We start from the raw sequence: 17460 nt of genomic DNA, 5'->3' as shown, positions 1-17460 counted from the left end.
GTTCAGCTCGTGCGTTGGGAGGCCGACTGGTGAGACGAGGCCGACTAACCCTCGCCGCACAGGCCTTCGTGCTGCAGTTGATCGTTATCGCCCTGGTGATCGGGATCGGCGCTGTGCTGGCGGTTTTCGACGCCCGGCACACCAGCGACCGGACCACCGAGCAGGAGACCATCGACGTCGCGGTGACCGTGGCGAAGGCGCCGTCCACCGCCGACGCGGTCCGGTCCCCCGATCCCACTGCCCTGCTGCAACCGGTGACCGAGGCGATCCGGGTGCAGACCGGCATGGACTTCATCGTGGTGATGGCGCCGGACCGAACCCGCTACACCCACACCAACCCGGCCCAGATCGGTCACCCGTTCAGCGGCAACATCGATCGCGCGCTGGCCGGGGAGACCTTCACCGAGACCTTCACCGGCACCCTCGGGCCCTCCATCCGCGCGGTCGCCCCGGTGCGCGACGCGTCCGGGCGGATCATCGCGCTGGTGTCCGCGGGGGTGACCCGGGCGCGGATCAGCGAGGAGATCGGCAACCAGCTGCCGAAGATCCTGAGCGTGGCCCTGGCCGGCCTGTTGGTGGCCGCCGCGGGGTCGTTCCTGCTGAGCCGCCGACTACGCCGCCAGACCCATGGTCTGGCGCCCGACGAACTCCGCGTGATGTACGAACAGCACGACGCGGTCCTGCACTCCATCCACGAAGGCCTGGTCGTATTCGGCGCGAACGAAGCCGCCGAGGTGGTCAACGACGAGGCGCGCCGGCTCCTCGACCTGCCCGACGGGGCGGTGCGCCGCGCCGACTTGCCGGTGTCGATGCAACGCATGAGCTGGGGCGTGGTGCGCGACGAGATGCATGTCACCGGCGACCGGATCCTGCTCGTCAACCAGGACATCGTGCAGTCCGGGCGCAGACCGCTCGGCACCGTCATGACGATCCGCGATCACACCGAATTGCGCACGGTCATGGGCGAACTCGATTCGGTGCGGGGTTTCGCCGAATCGCTGCGCGCGCAGGCCCACGAGGCCGCGAACCGGCTGCACACCGTGGTCACCATGGTGGAACTCGGCAAACACGAGGAAGCCGTGCAGTTCGCCACCGCCGAACTCGAACTCTCGCAGAACCTGATCGACCGCCTGCTCGCCGCCGTCGGCGATCCGGCGCTGGCGGCGCTGCTGCTGGGCAAGGTGAATCAGGCCGCCGAGCGCGGTGTCGAACTCACCATCTCCGAGGACACCGCGCTGGATTCGACCGCGCCGCTGTCCGCCCACGAGGCGGTCACCCTGGTCGGCAATCTGATCGACAATGCCATCGATGCCGCCGCTGATCGCGCTGGCGGCTGGGTGGAGGTGACTGTTCGGCAAGAGGACTCAGCGCTCTTGGTGCGGGTCGCCGACAGCGGTCCCGGCATGTCGCCGGAGATCTTCACCCGCGCCGCGGAACGCGGCTACACCACCAAATCCGACCACCAAGGTCTGGGGCTGGCACTGGTCCATCGGCTGGTCGGCCGCCACGGCGGTGTCATCGGCACCGAGCGTGACCCGGAAAGTGCGGTGACCGTGGCAATCCCACGGGAGACCGCGAATATCGAAGTTAGACAGGAACAGTCGTGATCCGCGTGCTCATCGTCGAAGACGAACCTCTGATCGCCGAGGCGCACCGCGCCTACGTGGCCCGCATCGAGGGGTTCACCCCCGTCGGCATCGCGCACACCGGGCGGGACGCCATGCGCGCCGCCGCCGAAGCCGCCGCCGAGGGGACGCCGATCGACCTGGTGCTGATGGACATCGGGCTCCCCGACACCAGCGGCCTGGAGGTCGCGGCCGCCCTCTCCGGCCTGGCCCCGCGTCCCGATGTCATCGCCATCACCTCGGCGCGCGACCTCGCCATGGTGCGCACGGCGGTCTCGCACGGCGTGGTCCTCTACTTGCTCAAGCCGTTCACCTTCGCCGCCTTCCGGGAGAAGCTCGAGCGCTACCGCGAATTCCGGACCGCCTTGCCCGCGGGCGAATCCGCGATCACCCAGAACGACGTGGATCGGGCGCTGTCCGCGCTGCGCACCACCGATCAGCGGGCCAGCGCGCCGAAAGGCGTTGCGCCGCAGACGCTGGAGGAGATCTCGCGCGTCGTCCGGGACGCCGCCGACGGCATGACCGCCGCCGACACCGCCACCTCGATCGGGGTTTCGCGGATTACGGCATGGCGGTACCTGGAGAAGCTCGCCGACGACGGACTGGTGTTGCGCCGGTCCGACTACGGGCGGGCGGGGCGTCCGAAGACGCGCTACCTCTGGAAGAGCTAACCGCTAGACGTCGGTGGAGAAGCGGATGCCGCCGTCGGGGATTTCGACGCCCGGCCAGATTCTCGCGCCGCGCAGCAGCTCACAGCGGGCGCCGACGTTCGCGCCGTCGCCGATGACGCCGTCGCGGACCAGGGCGCGGGGGCCGATGCGGGCGCCGAAGCCGATGATGGAGCGTTCCACCGTGGCGCCCGCCTCGATGACCGCGCCGTCGAAGACGACCGCACCGTCCAGGCGCGCGCCCGCGCCGATTTCCGCGCCGCGGCCGACGACCGTGCCGCCGATGAGCAGGGCGCCGGGCGCGACGCCCGCGCCCGGGTGCACCAGGGATTCGCCGCGCTGGCCGGGCAGGGCCGGGGACGGGGCGATGCCGCGGACCAGGTCGGCGGAGCCGCGGACGAAGTCCTCGGGGGTGCCCATGTCACGCCAGTACGAGGAGTCGACGTGGCCCTGGACCTTCGCGCCCTCGGCGAGCAGCGCGGGAAAGACCTCGCGCTCCACCGAGACCGGGCGGCCGGGCGGGATCTTCTCGATGTACTCGCGGCGGAAGACATAGCAGCCCGCGTTGATCTGGTCGGTCGGCGGATCCTGGGTCTTCTCCAGGAAGGCGGTGACGCGGCCGGTCTCGTCGGTGGGCACACAGCCGAAGGCCCGCGGGTCGCTGACCCGGACCAGGTGCAGCGTGACGTCGGCCTGGGTGCTCTCGTGGGTGTCGAGAATGGCGCCGAGGTCGGTGCCGCCGAGCACGTCACCGTTGAAGACCATCACGTTGTCGGCGCGCAGCTTGGACAGCACGTTGCGGATGCCGCCGCCGGTGCCCAGCGGTTCGGTCTCGGTGACGTACTCCAGCTCCAGGCCCAGCTCGGCGCCGTCGCCGAAGTGTTCCTCGAACACCTCGGCCTTGAACGAGGTGCCGAGCACGACGTGGGTGATCCCGGCCTCGGCGATGCGCGCCAGCAGGTGGGTGAGGAACGGCAGCCCGGCCGTCGGCAGCATCGGCTTGGGCGCCGAGAGGGTGAGCGGACGCAGCCGGGTGCCCTGGCCGCCGACCAGGATCACCGCGTCCGTGCTGCCCGCGTTCTTCGCAGGGTCACTGCCCATCAACGTTCCCCGTTCACTTCTGGATCATTTCCGCCAGGGCACAAGCCTGATCCAGGCTAGCTTGCTGTGCGGCTACTGAGCTGCTTCGCGCGCCTGCGCGCGCAGCGCCGATCGAACCGCAATCCGCTCGCGAATCGCAAGTCCGCCCCGCAGCGCCAGCCGCAGGGGGGCCTGCCACCAGTGCGGATGCCGGTCGGCCTGGAAGCGGTAGGCGCTGGCGTGGTGCGCGGGCAGCATCAGTTCCGGATGCTTGCCGGCGGCATGACCTTTGGCATGGGTGACCTCGGCGGTCGGCACGAACACGTTGTGCCAGCCGGCCTTGCCCATGCGATCGCCGAAGTCCACGTCCTCCATGTACATGAAGTAGCGGGAGTCGAAGCCCTCGATCGAGTCGAAAGCCGAGCGGCGCACCAGCAGGCAGGAGCCGGACAGCCAGCCGACGGTGCGTTCGGCGATCTGCTCGTTGTCGCGGCGGTAACGCTGGGTCCACGGGTTGCCGGGCCAGACCGAGCCGAGAATGGCGTGGCCGGCCCCGTCCAGCAGGCCGGGCACCGAACGGGCGGACGGGTAGACGCTGCCGTCGGGTTCGCGCACCAGCGGGCCGAGGGCGCCCGCGCGCGGCCAGCGCTGCGCGGCGGTGAGCAGCTGGTCGATGGAGTCGGTGCTCCAGCGGATGTCCGGGTTGGCGATGACGATGAACTCGATGCTCGGGTCGATCTCGGCGACCGCGCGGTTGATCGCGCCGCCGTAGCCGATATTGCCGCCGGTGCGCAGCAGGCGCACGTGCGCGTTGGCCTCGGCGGCCAGTTCCGGCGTGCCGTCGGTCGAGCCGTTGTCGGCCAGGATCACCTGCGGTTTCTCACTGGTGGCGGTGGCCAGGGTGGCGATGAAGTGCTCGAGGTGCTCGCCGGGTGAGTAGGTCACCGTGACGACTGCCAGGCCACCTGGGGCCAGTTGTTCAGAGCTCACGGCACCGAAGCCTAGTCGGACCGGCTCGGCCGCGCGTCCCCGAGGCCGCCGGCCGGGTCCGGTGTGATGCCGGAAGTTTGCGCACGACAACAGGTCCCAGCTGAATGACCAGAAAACAGGCGGCCGCCCGACTCAGTGCAGGGCGGCGTGCAGGGCCGCGCGCCAAGGCCGTAGCGGGGTCAGGCCCGCCTCGATCCAGGCTCGGTTCGACAGGACCGAAAAGGCCGGGCGTGGTGCGGGTCTCGGGAATGCGGTGGAGTCGCAGGGCCGGACCCGTGCGGGGTCCGCGCCGAGTTCCTCGAAGACCGCGCGGGCGAGGTCGAACCAGGTCGCCTGGCCCGCGTTGGTGGCGTGCAGCAACCGCGGCGCGTCCGGGCGCTCGGCGAGCTCGAGCAGCCCCGCGGCCAGGTCGGCGGCGTAGGTGGGCGAGCCGAGCTGATCGTCAACCACGTCGATGGAGTCTCGTTCCCCCTCCAGCCGCCGCATGGTGCCGACGAAATCGCCTGCGCCGCCCGCGTATACCCATGCGGTGCGCACGATATGGGCCGGCGCGCCGGAGTCCAGGAGCGCCTGCTCCCCCGCCAGCTTGCTGCGGCCGTACACCGTGGCAGGTTCCGTCGTATCGCCCGTGTCATAAGGCCGATTGTGGGTACCACCGAAGACATAGTCGGTCGAGAGGTGAATGAGCCGGGCATCGGCCCGCGCGCAGGCGGCGGCGAGGACGGCGGGTCCGGTCGCATTGGCCGCGAAAGCGGCTTCCGGGTCGGTTTCGGCCTGATCCACGGCGGTGTAGGCCGCGCAGTTGAGCACCACGGTTCCCGGGGCGCACACGGCGGCCACGGCGCCGGGGTCGGTGATGTCGAGGTCCTCGCGGGCGTAGGCGCGCGCGCCGGGCGCCAGGCGCAGCAGCTCGCGCCCGACTTGGCCGCGCGCGCCGGTCACGACGAGGTGGGCAAACGATCCGGTCACGGTGTGCAGTCTGGCACGCCGTGCAGCCTGCGGGTGCGCGCCGGTGCGGTAACCGCCGGTTAGCCTTGAGCGCCAACTGGTCCGGGGTTCAGGCATTCGGGATGGTTGCGGGTAGCGGAAGGCGGGCATCGGGTCAGGTGGAAGGACGCTGGAAGTGACTGGAGACAGATCGGTGGGCCGCATCGTGGTCGCGGCTGCCGCCGCGCTGGTGCTGGTGTTCACCGGATTCGCCTGGCGCAGCATCGATTCGCTGGTCTCGGGCATCGAGCGGATCAGCGATCTGGGCCTGGGCGGCCAGCGCGACGGCGCCACCGACATCCTGCTGGTCGGCGTGGACAGCCGCACCGACGCGCACGGCAACCCGCTCAGCGCGGACGAGCGCGCGATGTTGCACGCCGGCGACGAGGTCGGGATGAACACCGACACCATCATGCTGGTGCGGGTCCCGAACGACGGCCGGTCCGCGACCGCCATCTCCATCCCCCGTGACAGCTACGTCGAGGTGCCCGGCATCGGGCCCAGCAAGATCAACTCGGCCTACGGCGCCACCAAGCTGACCCTGAAGGAGAAGCTGCTGGCCCAGGGCGTCTCGGAGTCCTCGGCCGAGACCCAGTCCGTGCAAGCCGGGCGGCAGGCGCTGATCAAATCGGTCGGGACACTCACCGGTCTCACCGTCGATCACTACGCCGAGATCAGTTTCCTGGGTTTCGTGCTGCTCACCGACGCCGTCGGCGGCGTGGAGGTGTGCCTGAACGCGCCGGTGGACGAGTGGATGTCGGGCGCGGACTTCCCCGCCGGACGCCAGCGGCTCAATGGCGCGCAGGCGCTGAGCTTCGTGCGCCAGCGGCACGATCTGCCGCGCGGCGACATCGACCGGATCGTGCGCCAGCAGGTCTTCCTGGCGCAGCTGACCAATCAGATGCTGAGCGCGAAAACCCTCGGCAACCCGATCCGATTACAGGAGCTCAGCGAGGCGGTCGGGCGCACGGTGGTGCTGGACGGCAGCTGGGATGTGATCGCGTTCCTCAAGCAGCTGAAGGAACTCTCCGGCGGGCATGTGAAGTTCGAGACCATCCCCGTGGCCGACCTCAACGGCATGACCAACGACGGCGAATCCGTGGTCCGGGTGGAGCCGCGCATGGTGAAGGCGTTCGTCTCGGCGCTGGTGGAGGGCAAGACCGACGAATCCGAGGAGCCCAGCTTCGATCCGGCTACGGTCACGGTGAACGTGCTCAACGCCAGCGGTGTCGGCGGCCTGGCCTCGAAGGTGTCACAGGCGCTTGCCGCCAAGGGCTTCCAGACCGGCCAGGTCGGCAACTACAACGGCGGCAGCGTGATGAGCACGCGGGTTTTGGCCGCGAGCACGTCGAACCCCAAGGCCAAAGAGGTGGCGCGGATGCTGGGCGGGCTCACGGTGGTGGCGGATCCGCAGATGTCGGCGGAAGCGGTCAGCGTCGTGCTGGCAAGCGACTATTCTGGTCCGGGCTCGGCCGCGAGTTCCATGTTCGACTTCACCGGTTCGTCCTCGACGTCGGCGACGCCGGTGCCGCCCGCCCCACCGATCTCCGCAGGCCAGAACGGACCGAAATGCGTGAACTGAACAATGCGTGAGCACACGACACTGACCGAGTTGGTGCTGGACCCGATCCTCGCGCGCGAACCCGCCGCGCCCCGTGTGACCTACTACGACGACGCCACCGGCGCCCGGATCGAACTGTCCGGGCTGACACTGGCGAACTGGGCGGCCAAGACCGCCAATCTGATTCGCGACGAATTCGGCCTGACGCCGGGCGCCCGGGTGGCGGTGCTGCTGCCCGCGCACTGGCAGACCGCCGCGGTGCTGCTGGGTTGCTGGTGGGCCGGCGCGGAAGTGGTGCTACGGCCGGACCCGGACGCCGAACTCGCGCTGGTGACCGCCGCCCGCCTCGACGAAGCCGGCGACATCGGTGAAGTCGCGGCGCTCTCGCTGGATCCGCTGGGCGCGCCGGTGCGCGATCTGCCCTTGGGCGTCACCGATTTCGCCACCCACGTGCGCGTGCACGGGGATCAGTTCCTGCCCCGCGGCGCGGGTGTCGCGCTGGAGGGCATGCCGGTCGCCGAGGTGCTGGCCGAGGCCAAACGGTCCGCGATGCGCCAGGATTTCGGCGAAGGCGACCGGGTGCTGTCCAGCACGCCGTGGGAGACCCCGGCGGAACTGATCGACGGTTTCGTCGCGGTGCTGGCGGCGGGCGCGTCGCTGGTGCAGGTGGTCAACCCGGATCCGGCCGCGCGGGATCGGCGGATCGCCTCGGAACGGGTTACCGCGCAGCGATAGTCCGGCCTCGGGTCAAGGCTCCTACCCCGGTATAGGTCGTTCGTCCAACCGGAGAACGTTCTCCGCTCCAGCAGCGATCCGTACGGTGGAACTATCCGCGACGACGAGGTTGGTGAGAGATGAAACCCCAGTATTGGTTCCGGTGGTTTTCGGTACAGGGTCTGCCCCGGCTGGTCCTGCGCACGCAAGCCAGGCGCGGGCAGCCGTTCGCCCAATTGATGGGCGGCCCACAGGGTTTCACCGATCCGTATCCGCTGATCGAGCAGTTGCGCGGGCAGGGGCGGCTGGTGAAGACGCCGATCGCCTGGGCCTCCGCCGACCACGAGCTGATCCGCGCGATCCTGCGGGACCCCCGGTTCGGGGTGCGGGCGAATCAGAGTTTCGATCTCCCGGCGCCGCTGCAGCGGTTCGTCGAGCGATACCCGTTGCCGCCCAATCCCGTCGAGCCACCCTCGATGCTGGTGATCGACCCGCCCGACCATACGAAGATGCGCCGTCCGGTCGCGGCGGCGTTCACCCCGCGCGCGATCCGCCGGTTGCGCGAGCGCGTGGAGACGGTGACCGAGGAACTGCTGGCGGAACTGCCCTCCGGCGGCTCCGCCGATCTCATCTCCGCCTTCGCCGCGCAGGTGCCGATCGCGATCATCTCCGAGATGCTCGGCTTCCCGCGCAAGGACAAAGAGATGTTCCTGGCCTGGGGCGATGCCGCGACCCCGCTGCTGGACATCGGCATCTCCCGTAAAGCGCACCGCACGGCGCTCGATGCCATGGAGGTGATGAACGACTACCTCGACGGGCACATCGAACGCCTGCGCCGCGAGCCGGGCGAGGACATTCTCTCCAGCCTCGTCACCGCCGGTGAACTCGACACCTACGGGCTCAAGGCCACCGCCAGCCTGCTCATGGGCGCTGGGTTCGAGACCACCGTCAACCTCATCGGAAATGGTGTCGTCCAACTGCTTTCGCATCCCGAACAGCTGGCCCGGCTGCGCGCCGAACCGGAGCTGTGGCCCAACGCCGTGGAGGAGGTGCTGCGCATCGACGCCCCCGTGCAGACCACCGCCCGCTCGGCCCTCGAGGACGTCGAGATCGCGGGCATCCGGCTGCGCAAGGGCAACACCGTAGTGGTGTCGCTGGCCGGCGCGAACCGCGACCCGGGAGTGTTCGAGGACCCGGCCCGGTTCGACGTGGGGCGCGAAAACGCCAAGGATCACCTGACGTTCAGCAGTGGCGTGCACGTCTGCCTGGGCGCCAGCCTGGCGCGGATGGAAGCCACCTACGCGCTGCGCGCCCTGTTCGACCGCTTCCCCGACCTGCGACTCGCGGGCCCGCCGCGCCGCCGCGAGCTGTTCACCTTGCACGGTTACGAACAACTGCCGGTCCGGCTCGGAACCCGCGCCCACACCCCGGCCACCGCGGCGGTCTGATCTAGCGTTGACGCCATGGCACGCGTCGCGATCGAGTACTGCACCCAATGCCGCTGGCTGCTGCGCGCGAGCTGGATGGCGCAGGAGCTGCTGAGCACCTTCGGCACCGAACTCGGTGAGGTCGCGCTGATCCCCGGCGAAGGCGGGGTCTTCCGCATCACGGTCGACGGCGAGCAGGTGTGGGAACGCAAGGCCGATGGCGGTTTTCCCGAGATCGCGGTGCTCAAGCAGCGGGTGCGTGACCGGGTCGCACCGGAGCGCGACCTCGGCCACGTCGATCGCTGACGCAGCGACTCCCCAAGGTGGCCGACTGCCCGGGCGGGCCTAGGCCGGTATCGCGGCCAGCTCGTCGAAGGGCGGGTAATTCTCGCTGCCGGTGCGCTCGGCGGCCGCGATGTACTCGGTGAGCGCGGCGCGGGAGCGCGCGAGCTGGTCCATCTGATCCTCCAGACGGCGCAGCCGGGACCGCATCGCGGTCAGCAACTCGGGGCACCCGACCAGCTCGGGGGTCGCGCCGACCGCGCAGGGCAGCAGGTAGGCGATGTCCTCAGAGGACAGCCCGGCCGCGAGCAGATGCCGGATCTGCTGCACCCGCAGCACGGCGTCCTCGTCGTACTCGCGATATCCGTTGCCCGCGCGCTCGGCGTCGAGCAGGCCCTGAGCCTCGTAGTAGCGCAATTGATGGGTGTTGACGCCCGTCCGGCGACTCAGTTCCCCGATACGCATCGAAAACCTCACTTGACCTTCACACCGGTATCAACGTTGACGATGGTGCCATGAACAACGAAACCACTGCTTCGGTGACCGTAATCGGACTCGGATTGATGGGCCGGGCGCTGGCCGGGGCGTTCCTGAAAGCCGGGCACACCACCACGGTCTGGAACCGGACGGCAGGCAAGGCCGACGAGCTGGTCGGACTGGGTGCGCGGCTCGCACCGACGGTCGGCGACGCGCTGCGGGCCAGCACTCTGACGATCATCTGCCTCACCGACTACCAGGCCGTGTATGAGCTGCTGGACGGCAGCGCGTTGACGGGTACGACGCTGCTCAATCTGACCTCGGGCTCCTCCGGTCAGGCTCGCGACGCCGCGCACTGGGCAACCGAACGCGGCGCTCGCTACCTGGACGGTGCGATCATGGCGGCCCCGCCGGCCATCGGCACCGCCGAGGCGGTGCTTCTGCACAGCGGCCCTCAGGCCGACTTCGACGCCTGCGCGCCGGTCCTCGAGGCGCTCGGCACCCTCACCTATCTCGGCGCCGACCACGGACTGGCGGCGCTGTACGACGTCGCGGGGCTGACCATGATGTGGAGTGTGCTCAACGCCTGGCTGCAAGGCACCGCCATGCTCCGGACCGCCGGTGTCGACGCTGCGACCTTCGCGCCGTTCGCGCGCACCATCGCTGCCGGGGTGGCCGACTGGCTGCCCGGATACGCCGAGCAGATCGATCGCGGCGCCTACCCGGCCGAGGTGTCGGCGCTGGCGACCGACGTGCGCGCGATGGCGCACCTGATCGAGGAGGCCGAGGCGCTGGGCGTCAATGCCGAACTGCCGCAGCTGATCAAGGCGATGGCGGACCGCTCGATCGCCGCCGGGCACGGCGGCGAGCAGTATCCCGTGCTGATCGAGGAATTCGGCAAGCCGCGCTAGCCGCAGCAGCCGCCACCACAGCAACCGCCACCGGCCGGTCGGGGTGCCGCGGCCGGTGCGGGCATACCGCCGCCGCGCTGCACCGTCGCGAAGGTGGTCAGCAGCTTGACGGTGTCGTCGTGGCCGCTCGGGCAGTCCGCGGGATTCGAGGATTCGGCCATCGGCCGGGTGACCTCGAAGGTGTCACCGCAGGTCCGGCAACGGAAGTTGTAGCTCGGCATGGCGTCAGCGTATCGCCTGACCGGCGCTCGGTGCGGTGTACCGGCACGCTCACGGTCTGGAAGTACTCTCGAATGAGGAGGTACGGACCATGACGACGCAGTTCGAGACCGAACCCGACGCCGATCTGGGCGATGCCGGCCCCGTCGTACCGACCACCTCGGGCCGGGTGCGCGGCCACTGGGACGGTCCGGTCGCGGTCTGGCGCTCCATCCCCTACGCGGCCCCGGTCAGCGGCGCGAAACGCTTCCGCCCGCCGACACCCCCGCAACGCTGGGACGGCATCCGGGACTGCGCGCTGTTCGGCGAGATCGCCCCGCAGACCATGGGCAATATGGTGCCGGTCGATTCGGTGCTGACCATGGGCGAGGACTGTCTGTGGGTGAACGTGTGGTCACCGCCGAACAGTGTGGGCGAGCAGGCCTCCGGCGATCCGCGCCCGGTCATGGTGTGGCTGCACGGCGGCGCCTACTGTCTGGGCACCGCCGCTCAGGCCATCTACGACGGGCGCAAGCTCGCCGAAACCGGTGACGTGGTGGTGGTCGGGGTCAACTACCGGATCGGCGCGCTCGGTTTCCTCGATCTGTCCTCGCTGTTCCACGGGTTCACCCCGAATCTGGGGCTGCACGATCAGATCGCGGCCCTGGAGTGGGTGCGCGACAACATCGCCGGCTTCGGCGGGGACCCCGGCAATGTGACGCTGTTCGGCGAATCCTCCGGCGCGGGCTGCGTCACCGCGCTGCTGACCTCGCCGCGCACCAGCGGCCTGTTCCACAAGGCGATCGCGCAGAGCCCGCCCGCGACGACGGTGCTGAGTCAGGAGCGAGCCGCGGGCATCGCCCAGCGCTATCTGGAACTGCTGGAGCTCACGCCGGCGCAGACCATGGATCTGATCGATCTGCCCGTCGACCGGCTGATCCAGGCCGCCGGGGTGCTCATGGACGAGGTGCCGATGAAGGAGCCGGGCCGGTTGGCGGCGGCGCCGGTGGTGGACGGTGAGCTGTTGCCGGAGTACCCGATTCACCGCTTCCAGCTCGGCCGCTCGCATCGGATGCCGCTGATGATCGGCACGAACAAGGACGAGGCCTCGCTGTTCCGGCTGTTCCGGTCTCCGATCATGCCGGTCACCCCGGACGCGGTGAACGTGATGCTCAACGATGTGGCCGCCAATCACCCGGACATGTCGGCCGAACGCATCGCCGAGATCACCTCCGCCTACCCGGACCTCGCGAAAACCCGTGGCGCCCTGGCGATGTCGACCGATGCCGCGTTCCGGATGCCCGCGCACTGGGTGGCCGACGCGCATGCCCGCCACTCGCCCACCTGGACCTACCGGTTCGACCACGCCACCCCGATGCTGCGCGCGGCCCGGGTCGGCGCCGGGCATGCCACCGAATTGCCTTATGTCTTCGGCAATTTCGGCACGCTCAACCACGACCCGACGTTCTGGCTCGGCGGGCGCAAGGTGGCGACCGAGGTCTCGGGACGGATGATGCGGCGCTGGCTGGCCTTCGCCGCACACGGGGTGCCCGCGGCCCTCGACGGTTCCAAACACTGGCCGCCCTACCAGCCGGCGACCCGCACCACCCTGGTCATCGACGCCATCGACCGCGTGGTGGACAACCCCGATCGCGACTTGCACGCCGCCTGGGGCGATCAGGCCGTCGGCTTCAGCTGACCGCGGTTTCGGCCGCCCGGCCCAGCCGGACCGGGAGCCGTTGGTAGCCGTGCAGCGTGAAGGTGTCGCGCCGCTTCGGTTCGCCTTCCAGCCGCAGGTCGGGGAAGCGTTCGAACAGCGCGCGGATCGCGTGCACGGCTTCCATCCGCGCCAGGCTCGCGCCGAGGCAGACGTGGATGCCGCTGCCGAAAGACAGGTGGTCCTTGGCGTTTTCGCGGCCGACGTCGAAGCGGTGCGGGTCGGCGAACACGGCGGGGTCGCGGTTCGCACCGGCCAGCGAGGACACCACCAGGGTGCCGGTGCGCAGCGCGACCTCGCCGAGCTCGAGCGGTTCGAGGGCGATGCGGGCGGTGATCTGCACCGGGGCGTCCAGGCGCAGGGATTCCTCGATCGCGTTGGGCCACAGGCCGGGTTCGGCGCGCAACCGGGCCAGCTGATCCGGGTGCTCCAGTAGCCGGACGACGCAGTTGCCGATCAGGTTGACCGTGGTTTCGAAGCCCGCCGCCATGAGCAGCCCGACGGTGGCCTTCAGTTCGCGATCGTCGAGTTCGCCGGAGCTGACCAGGCTGGAGAGCACGTCCTCGCCGGGATCTTGCCGCAAACGGTCCAGGTGCGCGCCGAGGTAGGCGTCCATCCGGTCCTGCGCGGCGAAGGCGCGCCGGAAGCGGCGCCAGTCCACGCCGATGTCGAGCAGCGGCGCGATCCGGTCGCCCCACTCCAGGAACATCGCGCGGTCCCGCTGCGGGAAACCGAGCAGGTCGGTGATGATCGCGCTGGGCACCTGTGCGGCGTAGGAGGCGACGAGGTCGGCGGAACCGTTGCCGGGGAACGCGTCGAGCAGCTCGTCGGTCACCGATTCCACGCGCTCGCGCAAGCGTGCGATGGCCCGTGGGGTGAAGGCGGAGGTGACCGGGCGGCGCAACTTGGTGTGCTGCGGCGGGTCCAGCACCAGCATGGACGGCGGCTCGATCGGGTTCGCCGGCAGCGGGATGGTGCGGATCAGCCAGTTCGATACCGCGGTGAAGTTGGTGTACGCGGTGCCGGGCGGGATCTTGCCGAAGCGATTGTCGCGCAGCATGATCCGGGACAATTCGTGGTCGGCGGTGAACGTGGCCAGCGGAACCCGGGTGACCCGGCCGCGGCTGCGCAGCTCGTCGATGAGCGCGAAGGAATCGGCGGGACGGCCCGCGCCGCCCAGATACCGCGCCAGCGGATCACCCGCACGCGCCTGTTTGCGCACCGCCGCACGCAGGACTCCCTGCATCGACAACCAGCGAAACCAGTACTGTGGCTTCATCTTCCAACCCCCATCGATCCGGTGACACTCATCACCCTACGCGCGGGTCAGGGTTCGATCACACCGTCCAGATAGACCCAGGCGCCATTCTCGCGGGCAAACCGGCTGACCTCGTGCAGCTGCCCGCGCGCACCGTCGGCGCGGTAGTGCGCGAGGAACTCGACGAGGCCGGTGTCGTCGAAGGGCCCGCCGCGCTCGGTCCGGACGATCTCCAGGAACAGCCAGCGTTGCGCCGGGTCGAGCTCGAGCTCGGCGGGCCGCCGGCTGCTGTGCCAGGACCGTTGCAGATAGTCGGCGTCGCCGACCGCGAAAGCGGTGTAGCGCGAACGCATCAGCGCCTCGGCCGTCGGCGCGGGCCGCTCCCCGGCGAGCACCGGACCGCAGCATTCGGCGAACGGTTCTCCGCGCCGGCACGGGCACATCTGCGAGGGGGCCATGGCGGTGATTGTCGCAGACCGGTCCGCAGGCCCGAGCACACCGAATAACCATCGCGGGTGCCTTTTCGCTACGAACGAGGGAGTTGGTGATGGGGCCATTCGGTCCGTTGAGCACGCTGTCGGGATTCGGTTCCGGCCTATTGCGGTGGCTGGACACGATGTTCGCGGGACTGTGGCCGTTCTGAGCTATTCGATCCGGGCCAGCACCGCGGCGACGGCGGCGGTCTGCTCGCGCCAGCGGCGCAATTCGGTGACGCTCGGCGCGAGTTCGTAATCATGATGGTGGGCGGCGCGGGAGAGCGCCGCCCATACCGTCGCCACCTGTGCGGCCGTTTCCGGACCGGCGTAGACCCGCAGGGCCAGCAGTTGCGCGCGCATCGGGCAGCGCGCCAACTCCGGTGTGGTGCGCAGCCACAGCTGATCCACCGACTGTTCCAGGGTCAAACGCAGAATCCAGGCGGTCGCGCGCGACCAGACGCCGCCCGCGTCGGTCACCTCGCCGTCCAATAGTCGATCGACGGCTTCGAAGCGTTCGGCCACCGTCGGGCGCGGCGGCCGGCGCCTGGGGCGGCGCGACTTCGAGCGGCGCCGTGGGGCATTCGGCGCACCGTTGCGGTGCGGGCCGTTCATCTGGTCAGCCACGCGATCAGCCGCTCCGTGCTCGCGATCAACTCGCGCATCGTGCGATCGATCGGCACGTGCGCGGCGGCGGTCACATCGCGCAACGCCGGGACCAGCCATTTCGCTTCCGTCGCGAGGTGGGCGTTCAGGTCGTCGACGTTGTAGGTCACGCCCATCACCGCCAGCGCCACCATGGCCCGGGTGGTGTGCGCCGATTCCAGGTGCCGCTCCACCTCGCGGTGGTGCATGCCCTCGTCCAGCAGGTTGCGCCGCGCCCGGGCCTGGCTGGCCGCCTCGACCGCGGACCGACAGCAGGTGGCGACCAGTTCGTCGGCGATGGCGGGCGGCAGCTGCGGGGTGCGGACCAGCGAGCGCGCGTCGTCGAGATAGCGGCGCACCGGGTCGCTGGAGACCCGCACCTCCACCACCGACCGTTCGCGCCGCTGCACCTCCACCACCCGGGCCGCCAGCTGCATCCGGCGCACCGCTTCGGCCAGGCGCTCGTCGTGGGTGAACACGATGACCTGCCGGGTGCCTGCGACCTCGGCCAGTACCCGGGCCAGCCCGTCCACCTTCGCCGGGTCCATGGCCTGCACCGGATCATCGATCATGACGAAACGGAACGGGCTGTCCTCGACGGTGGCGCGCGGCAGGAACAGCGACAGGCCCAGCGCGTGCAGTTCGCCCTGGCTCATCACGCCGAGGGCGGCGCTCTCCACCTCGTCGACGGTGACGTCCAGCAGGACCCGGCGGGCGGTTCCGGCGTTGCCCTGCAGGCGGATTCCGCCGAGTTCGACATTGCTCTGCTGGCGCAGCGTGCGCCAGACCCAGCGGGCGGTGGTCTCCAGCGGGGACATCCGCTCGTCCCGCAGGCCGGAGGTGGCCGACTTGAGCCAGTCCTCGGCGCGTTTGACGGTGCGCAATTCCCCGGCGCGCAAGGCGACCTGGCGGGCGCTGTCCAGCCAGCTCGCGATGCGCGGGACCAGCGGGGCCCACACTTCGTCGAGGCGGTCGAGTTCCTTGCGGGTGCCCTGTTGCAGCAGCGCGAGCTCGTCGACGAGGCGAGAGTGCGCGCCGCGCAGGCGATCCGGGAGGTCGGGGGTGTATTCGGCGGCGGTCAGGGCGGCCCAGTCCGACCAGGCGCGGTGCACCGCGGTGGTGTCGACGGTCGGCGGGTTGCGCGGGTCGAAATCCAGTTCGGGCGGCACGTGATCCGGCAGCGCGCGGGCGGCGCGGGTGGCCTCGCGCAGCCGGGTCTTCGCGGTGGTCAGCGCGTCCACCCGGGCCGAGAGCTGCGCGATCTCGGCGTCGGCGGCGTGCGCCCACTCGGTATCCAGGGTGCCGCGGCCGCAGACCGGGCAGGGGCAGTCGCCACTGGCGTCGGCGTGAATTCGGGCGCGCCGCAACAGCTCCAGCACGCGCAGGTCCGCTTCGGCGTCGGCGGTGGCGTCGCGTGCCAGGGTCGCGCCGCAGGCGGCGAGACGCTCGGCGATCTCGTCCACCTGCTCGCTGGTCGGCAACGCGAGACGGACGATGGCGCGCAGGCCGTCGGGGCCGCCGGCGTCGTCGGCGCGGCCGGACATGTGCCGGCTCACCGCGGTCAGGTCCGGCTGGGCCGGGCGCAGCAGCTTGGCCATGCGGGTGGCGCGGTCGTCGGCGAGCGCGTCCAGGGCATCGACCAGGGCCACGCGCTCCACCCGGGAATCCCGGGCGGCGCGTTCCAAAGACAGACGGCGGGAACGGATCCGCTCCTGCGCGACCGTCAGCTCGTCCAGGCCGAGCAGCTGGTGCAGCGCGTCGAACAGATCACTCGGCTTGCCGTCGACCAGTGCGCCGAGCTCGCTGTAGGACAGGAACGGGCGGTAGAGGTCCAGGACCGGGGCCCAGCGGGTCGGATCGAACCGCGAATTTCGCTGCGCCGCCCGGTTTTCGGTCCAGTGTGCCTCGGCCAGCTGCGCTTCGGGCTCCCACTCCTTGACGATGGTGATCGCGGGATCGCTTCCGGCGGTCAGTAATTCCAATTCGATGCGGGTCGAATCGTCGGTGTGCAGGTTGCGCCAGCCTTCGCGCCAGGCCGCGGATCGCCCGTCCCAGCGGCGATTACCGCCCGTCAGCGCCAGCTCGGCGGCCTCGGCGAAACTCGACTTGCCGCTGCCGTTGCGGCCCACCACCAGGGTCAGGCCCGGGCCGGGCGGCAGCTCCAGCGTCGTCTCCTGGCCGATGCCACGGAAACCGCGCACCCGGATCGCCTTCAAGAAAATGCCCGTATCCTCGAAACCGATTGTCCGGTCCGTGGATTCGGCGCCACCCAGCGCGCGCAGCACGGCATGCGCGACATCCGGGGTGACCGCGGGATCATCGGCGAGGCGGCGAGCCACCACCTCGGTCAGGCGCGGTACTGCCTCGGTGGCCGCATCGGCCATACGACAAACCCTCCACCCCGATCGGCAAATTCGAGCGAAACGCTACCCGACAGCGGGGAAATC

17 protein-coding genes are annotated in these 17460 nt (G+C 70.1%); 8 read left to right on the top strand and 9 right to left on the bottom strand.

The annotated features are described in order from the left end of the window. Positions 1-29 precede the first annotated feature (29 nt). Both AB0M14_RS23995 and AB0M14_RS23990 read left to right on the top strand, forming a co-directional pair. Positions 30-1607, top strand: coding sequence for a sensor histidine kinase (locus tag AB0M14_RS23995; protein ID WP_364998479.1), 1578 nt, complete (start codon positions 30-32; stop codon positions 1605-1607). Next, positions 1604-2296 (top strand): response regulator, encoded by a 693-nt coding sequence (locus AB0M14_RS23990; RefSeq protein ID WP_364998477.1) that lies wholly within the window; start codon positions 1604-1606, stop codon positions 2294-2296. Before AB0M14_RS23995 ends, AB0M14_RS23990 begins: the two co-directional genes overlap by 4 nt. A 3-nt stretch (positions 2297-2299) precedes the next feature. Here the strand turns inward: AB0M14_RS23990 and AB0M14_RS23985 are convergent, their stop codons facing one another. The 3 genes from AB0M14_RS23985 to rfbD all read right to left on the bottom strand — a co-directional run bounded on the left by AB0M14_RS23985 (position 2300) and on the right by rfbD (position 5332). Beyond that, positions 2300-3394 (bottom strand): NDP-sugar synthase, encoded by a 1095-nt coding sequence (locus AB0M14_RS23985; protein WP_364998475.1) that lies wholly within the window; start codon positions 3392-3394, stop codon positions 2300-2302. Positions 3395-3466: 72 nt separating this feature from the next. Further along, the gene (locus tag AB0M14_RS23980; protein WP_364999044.1) at positions 3467-4348 is read right to left on the bottom strand and encodes a glycosyltransferase family 2 protein; all 882 of its coding nucleotides are present in this window, start codon (positions 4346-4348) and stop codon (positions 3467-3469) included. Positions 4349-4495: 147 nt separating this feature from the next. Further along, positions 4496-5332, bottom strand: a complete 837-nt coding sequence (gene rfbD / locus AB0M14_RS23975; RefSeq protein ID WP_364998473.1) for a dTDP-4-dehydrorhamnose reductase — start codon at positions 5330-5332, stop codon at positions 4496-4498. 154 nt (positions 5333-5486) lie between these two features. Here rfbD and AB0M14_RS23970 point away from each other — a divergent pair, with 154 nt between their 5' ends. The 4 genes from AB0M14_RS23970 to AB0M14_RS23955 all read left to right on the top strand — a co-directional run bounded on the left by AB0M14_RS23970 (position 5487) and on the right by AB0M14_RS23955 (position 9358). Continuing rightward, positions 5487-6932, top strand: coding sequence for an LCP family protein (locus AB0M14_RS23970; RefSeq protein WP_364998471.1), 1446 nt, complete (start codon positions 5487-5489; stop codon positions 6930-6932). A gap of 3 nt (positions 6933-6935) precedes the next feature. Continuing rightward, positions 6936-7646: a TIGR03089 family protein gene (locus AB0M14_RS23965; protein ID WP_364998469.1), complete on the top strand. Its 711-nt coding sequence runs from the start codon at positions 6936-6938 to the stop codon at positions 7644-7646. 119 nt (positions 7647-7765) lie between these two features. After that, positions 7766-9073, top strand: coding sequence for a cytochrome P450 (locus AB0M14_RS23960; protein ID WP_364998467.1), 1308 nt, complete (start codon positions 7766-7768; stop codon positions 9071-9073). A gap of 15 nt (positions 9074-9088) precedes the next feature. Continuing rightward, positions 9089-9358 (top strand): SelT/SelW/SelH family protein, encoded by a 270-nt coding sequence (locus tag AB0M14_RS23955; RefSeq protein WP_364998465.1) that lies wholly within the window; start codon positions 9089-9091, stop codon positions 9356-9358. 39 nt (positions 9359-9397) lie between these two features. On the opposite strand, the gene AB0M14_RS23950 is transcribed toward AB0M14_RS23955, so the two are convergent. Further along, positions 9398-9799 carry a MerR family transcriptional regulator gene (locus AB0M14_RS23950; RefSeq protein ID WP_364998463.1) on the bottom strand — a complete coding sequence of 134 codons (402 nt, stop codon included), beginning with the start codon at positions 9797-9799 and terminating at the stop codon, positions 9398-9400. 50 nt (positions 9800-9849) lie between these two features. Here AB0M14_RS23950 and AB0M14_RS23945 point away from each other — a divergent pair, with 50 nt between their 5' ends. Further along, positions 9850-10722: an NAD(P)-binding domain-containing protein gene (locus AB0M14_RS23945; protein WP_364998461.1), complete on the top strand. Its 873-nt coding sequence runs from the start codon at positions 9850-9852 to the stop codon at positions 10720-10722. Here the strand turns inward: AB0M14_RS23945 and AB0M14_RS23940 are convergent. Then, positions 10719-10943, bottom strand: coding sequence for a zinc ribbon domain-containing protein (locus AB0M14_RS23940; protein ID WP_364998459.1), 225 nt, complete (start codon positions 10941-10943; stop codon positions 10719-10721). The two genes, AB0M14_RS23945 and AB0M14_RS23940, sit on opposite strands and share 4 nt — an antisense overlap. Positions 10944-11032: 89 nt before the next feature. On the opposite strand from AB0M14_RS23940, the gene AB0M14_RS23935 reads away from it, so the two are divergent. Next, entirely contained in the window at positions 11033-12619 is a 1587-nt protein-coding gene (locus AB0M14_RS23935) for a carboxylesterase/lipase family protein (RefSeq protein WP_364998457.1), read from the top strand. Here AB0M14_RS23935 and AB0M14_RS23930 read toward each other — a convergent pair. From AB0M14_RS23930 to AB0M14_RS23915, 4 genes are all read right to left on the bottom strand, one after another. Next, the gene (locus AB0M14_RS23930; protein ID WP_364998454.1) at positions 12612-13916 is read right to left on the bottom strand and encodes a cytochrome P450; all 1305 of its coding nucleotides are present in this window, start codon (positions 13914-13916) and stop codon (positions 12612-12614) included. The genes AB0M14_RS23935 and AB0M14_RS23930 overlap by 8 nt on opposite strands. 47 nt (positions 13917-13963) lie before the next feature. Then, positions 13964-14353, bottom strand: a complete 390-nt coding sequence (locus tag AB0M14_RS23925) for a YchJ family metal-binding protein (RefSeq protein WP_364998452.1) — start codon at positions 14351-14353, stop codon at positions 13964-13966. Positions 14354-14539: 186 nt separating this feature from the next. Next, positions 14540-14995 (bottom strand): hypothetical protein, encoded by a 456-nt coding sequence (locus AB0M14_RS23920; protein WP_364998450.1) that lies wholly within the window; start codon positions 14993-14995, stop codon positions 14540-14542. After that, positions 14980-17397: an AAA family ATPase gene (locus tag AB0M14_RS23915; protein WP_364998448.1), complete on the bottom strand. Its 2418-nt coding sequence runs from the start codon at positions 17395-17397 to the stop codon at positions 14980-14982. Before AB0M14_RS23915 ends, AB0M14_RS23920 begins: the two co-directional genes overlap by 16 nt. Positions 17398-17460 lie beyond the last annotated feature (63 nt).

Source organism: Nocardia sp. NPDC051832, from assembly GCF_040681285.1.
Classification (GTDB): Bacteria; Actinomycetota; Actinomycetes; order Mycobacteriales; family Mycobacteriaceae; genus Nocardia.
The sequence above is the reverse complement of the archived record's forward strand: the minus strand, read 5'-3'. Positions and strand labels throughout refer to the sequence as shown.

Excerpts from the sequence above, each read along its gene's own strand:
- AB0M14_RS23940 (WP_364998459.1), bottom strand. The coding sequence starts at position 10,943 with ATGCCGAGCTACAACTTCCGTTGCCGGACCTGCGGTGACACCTTCGAG.
- AB0M14_RS23985 (WP_364998475.1), bottom strand. The coding sequence starts at position 3,394 with ATGGGCAGTGACCCTGCGAAGAACGCGGGCAGCACGGACGCGGTGATC.
- AB0M14_RS23935 (WP_364998457.1), top strand. The coding sequence starts at position 11,033 with ATGACGACGCAGTTCGAGACCGAACCCGACGCCGATCTGGGCGATGCC.
- AB0M14_RS23930 (WP_364998454.1), bottom strand. The coding sequence starts at position 13,916 with ATGAAGCCACAGTACTGGTTTCGCTGGTTGTCGATGCAGGGAGTCCTG.
- AB0M14_RS23915 (WP_364998448.1), bottom strand. The coding sequence starts at position 17,397 with ATGGCCGATGCGGCCACCGAGGCAGTACCGCGCCTGACCGAGGTGGTG.
- AB0M14_RS23945 (WP_364998461.1), top strand. The coding sequence starts at position 9,850 with ATGAACAACGAAACCACTGCTTCGGTGACCGTAATCGGACTCGGATTG.
- AB0M14_RS23950 (WP_364998463.1), bottom strand. The coding sequence starts at position 9,799 with ATGCGTATCGGGGAACTGAGTCGCCGGACGGGCGTCAACACCCATCAA.
- AB0M14_RS23955 (WP_364998465.1), top strand. The coding sequence starts at position 9,089 with ATGGCACGCGTCGCGATCGAGTACTGCACCCAATGCCGCTGGCTGCTG.
- AB0M14_RS23965 (WP_364998469.1), top strand. The coding sequence starts at position 6,936 with ATGCGTGAGCACACGACACTGACCGAGTTGGTGCTGGACCCGATCCTC.
- AB0M14_RS23925 (WP_364998452.1), bottom strand. The coding sequence starts at position 14,353 with ATGGCCCCCTCGCAGATGTGCCCGTGCCGGCGCGGAGAACCGTTCGCC.
- AB0M14_RS23960 (WP_364998467.1), top strand. The coding sequence starts at position 7,766 with ATGAAACCCCAGTATTGGTTCCGGTGGTTTTCGGTACAGGGTCTGCCC.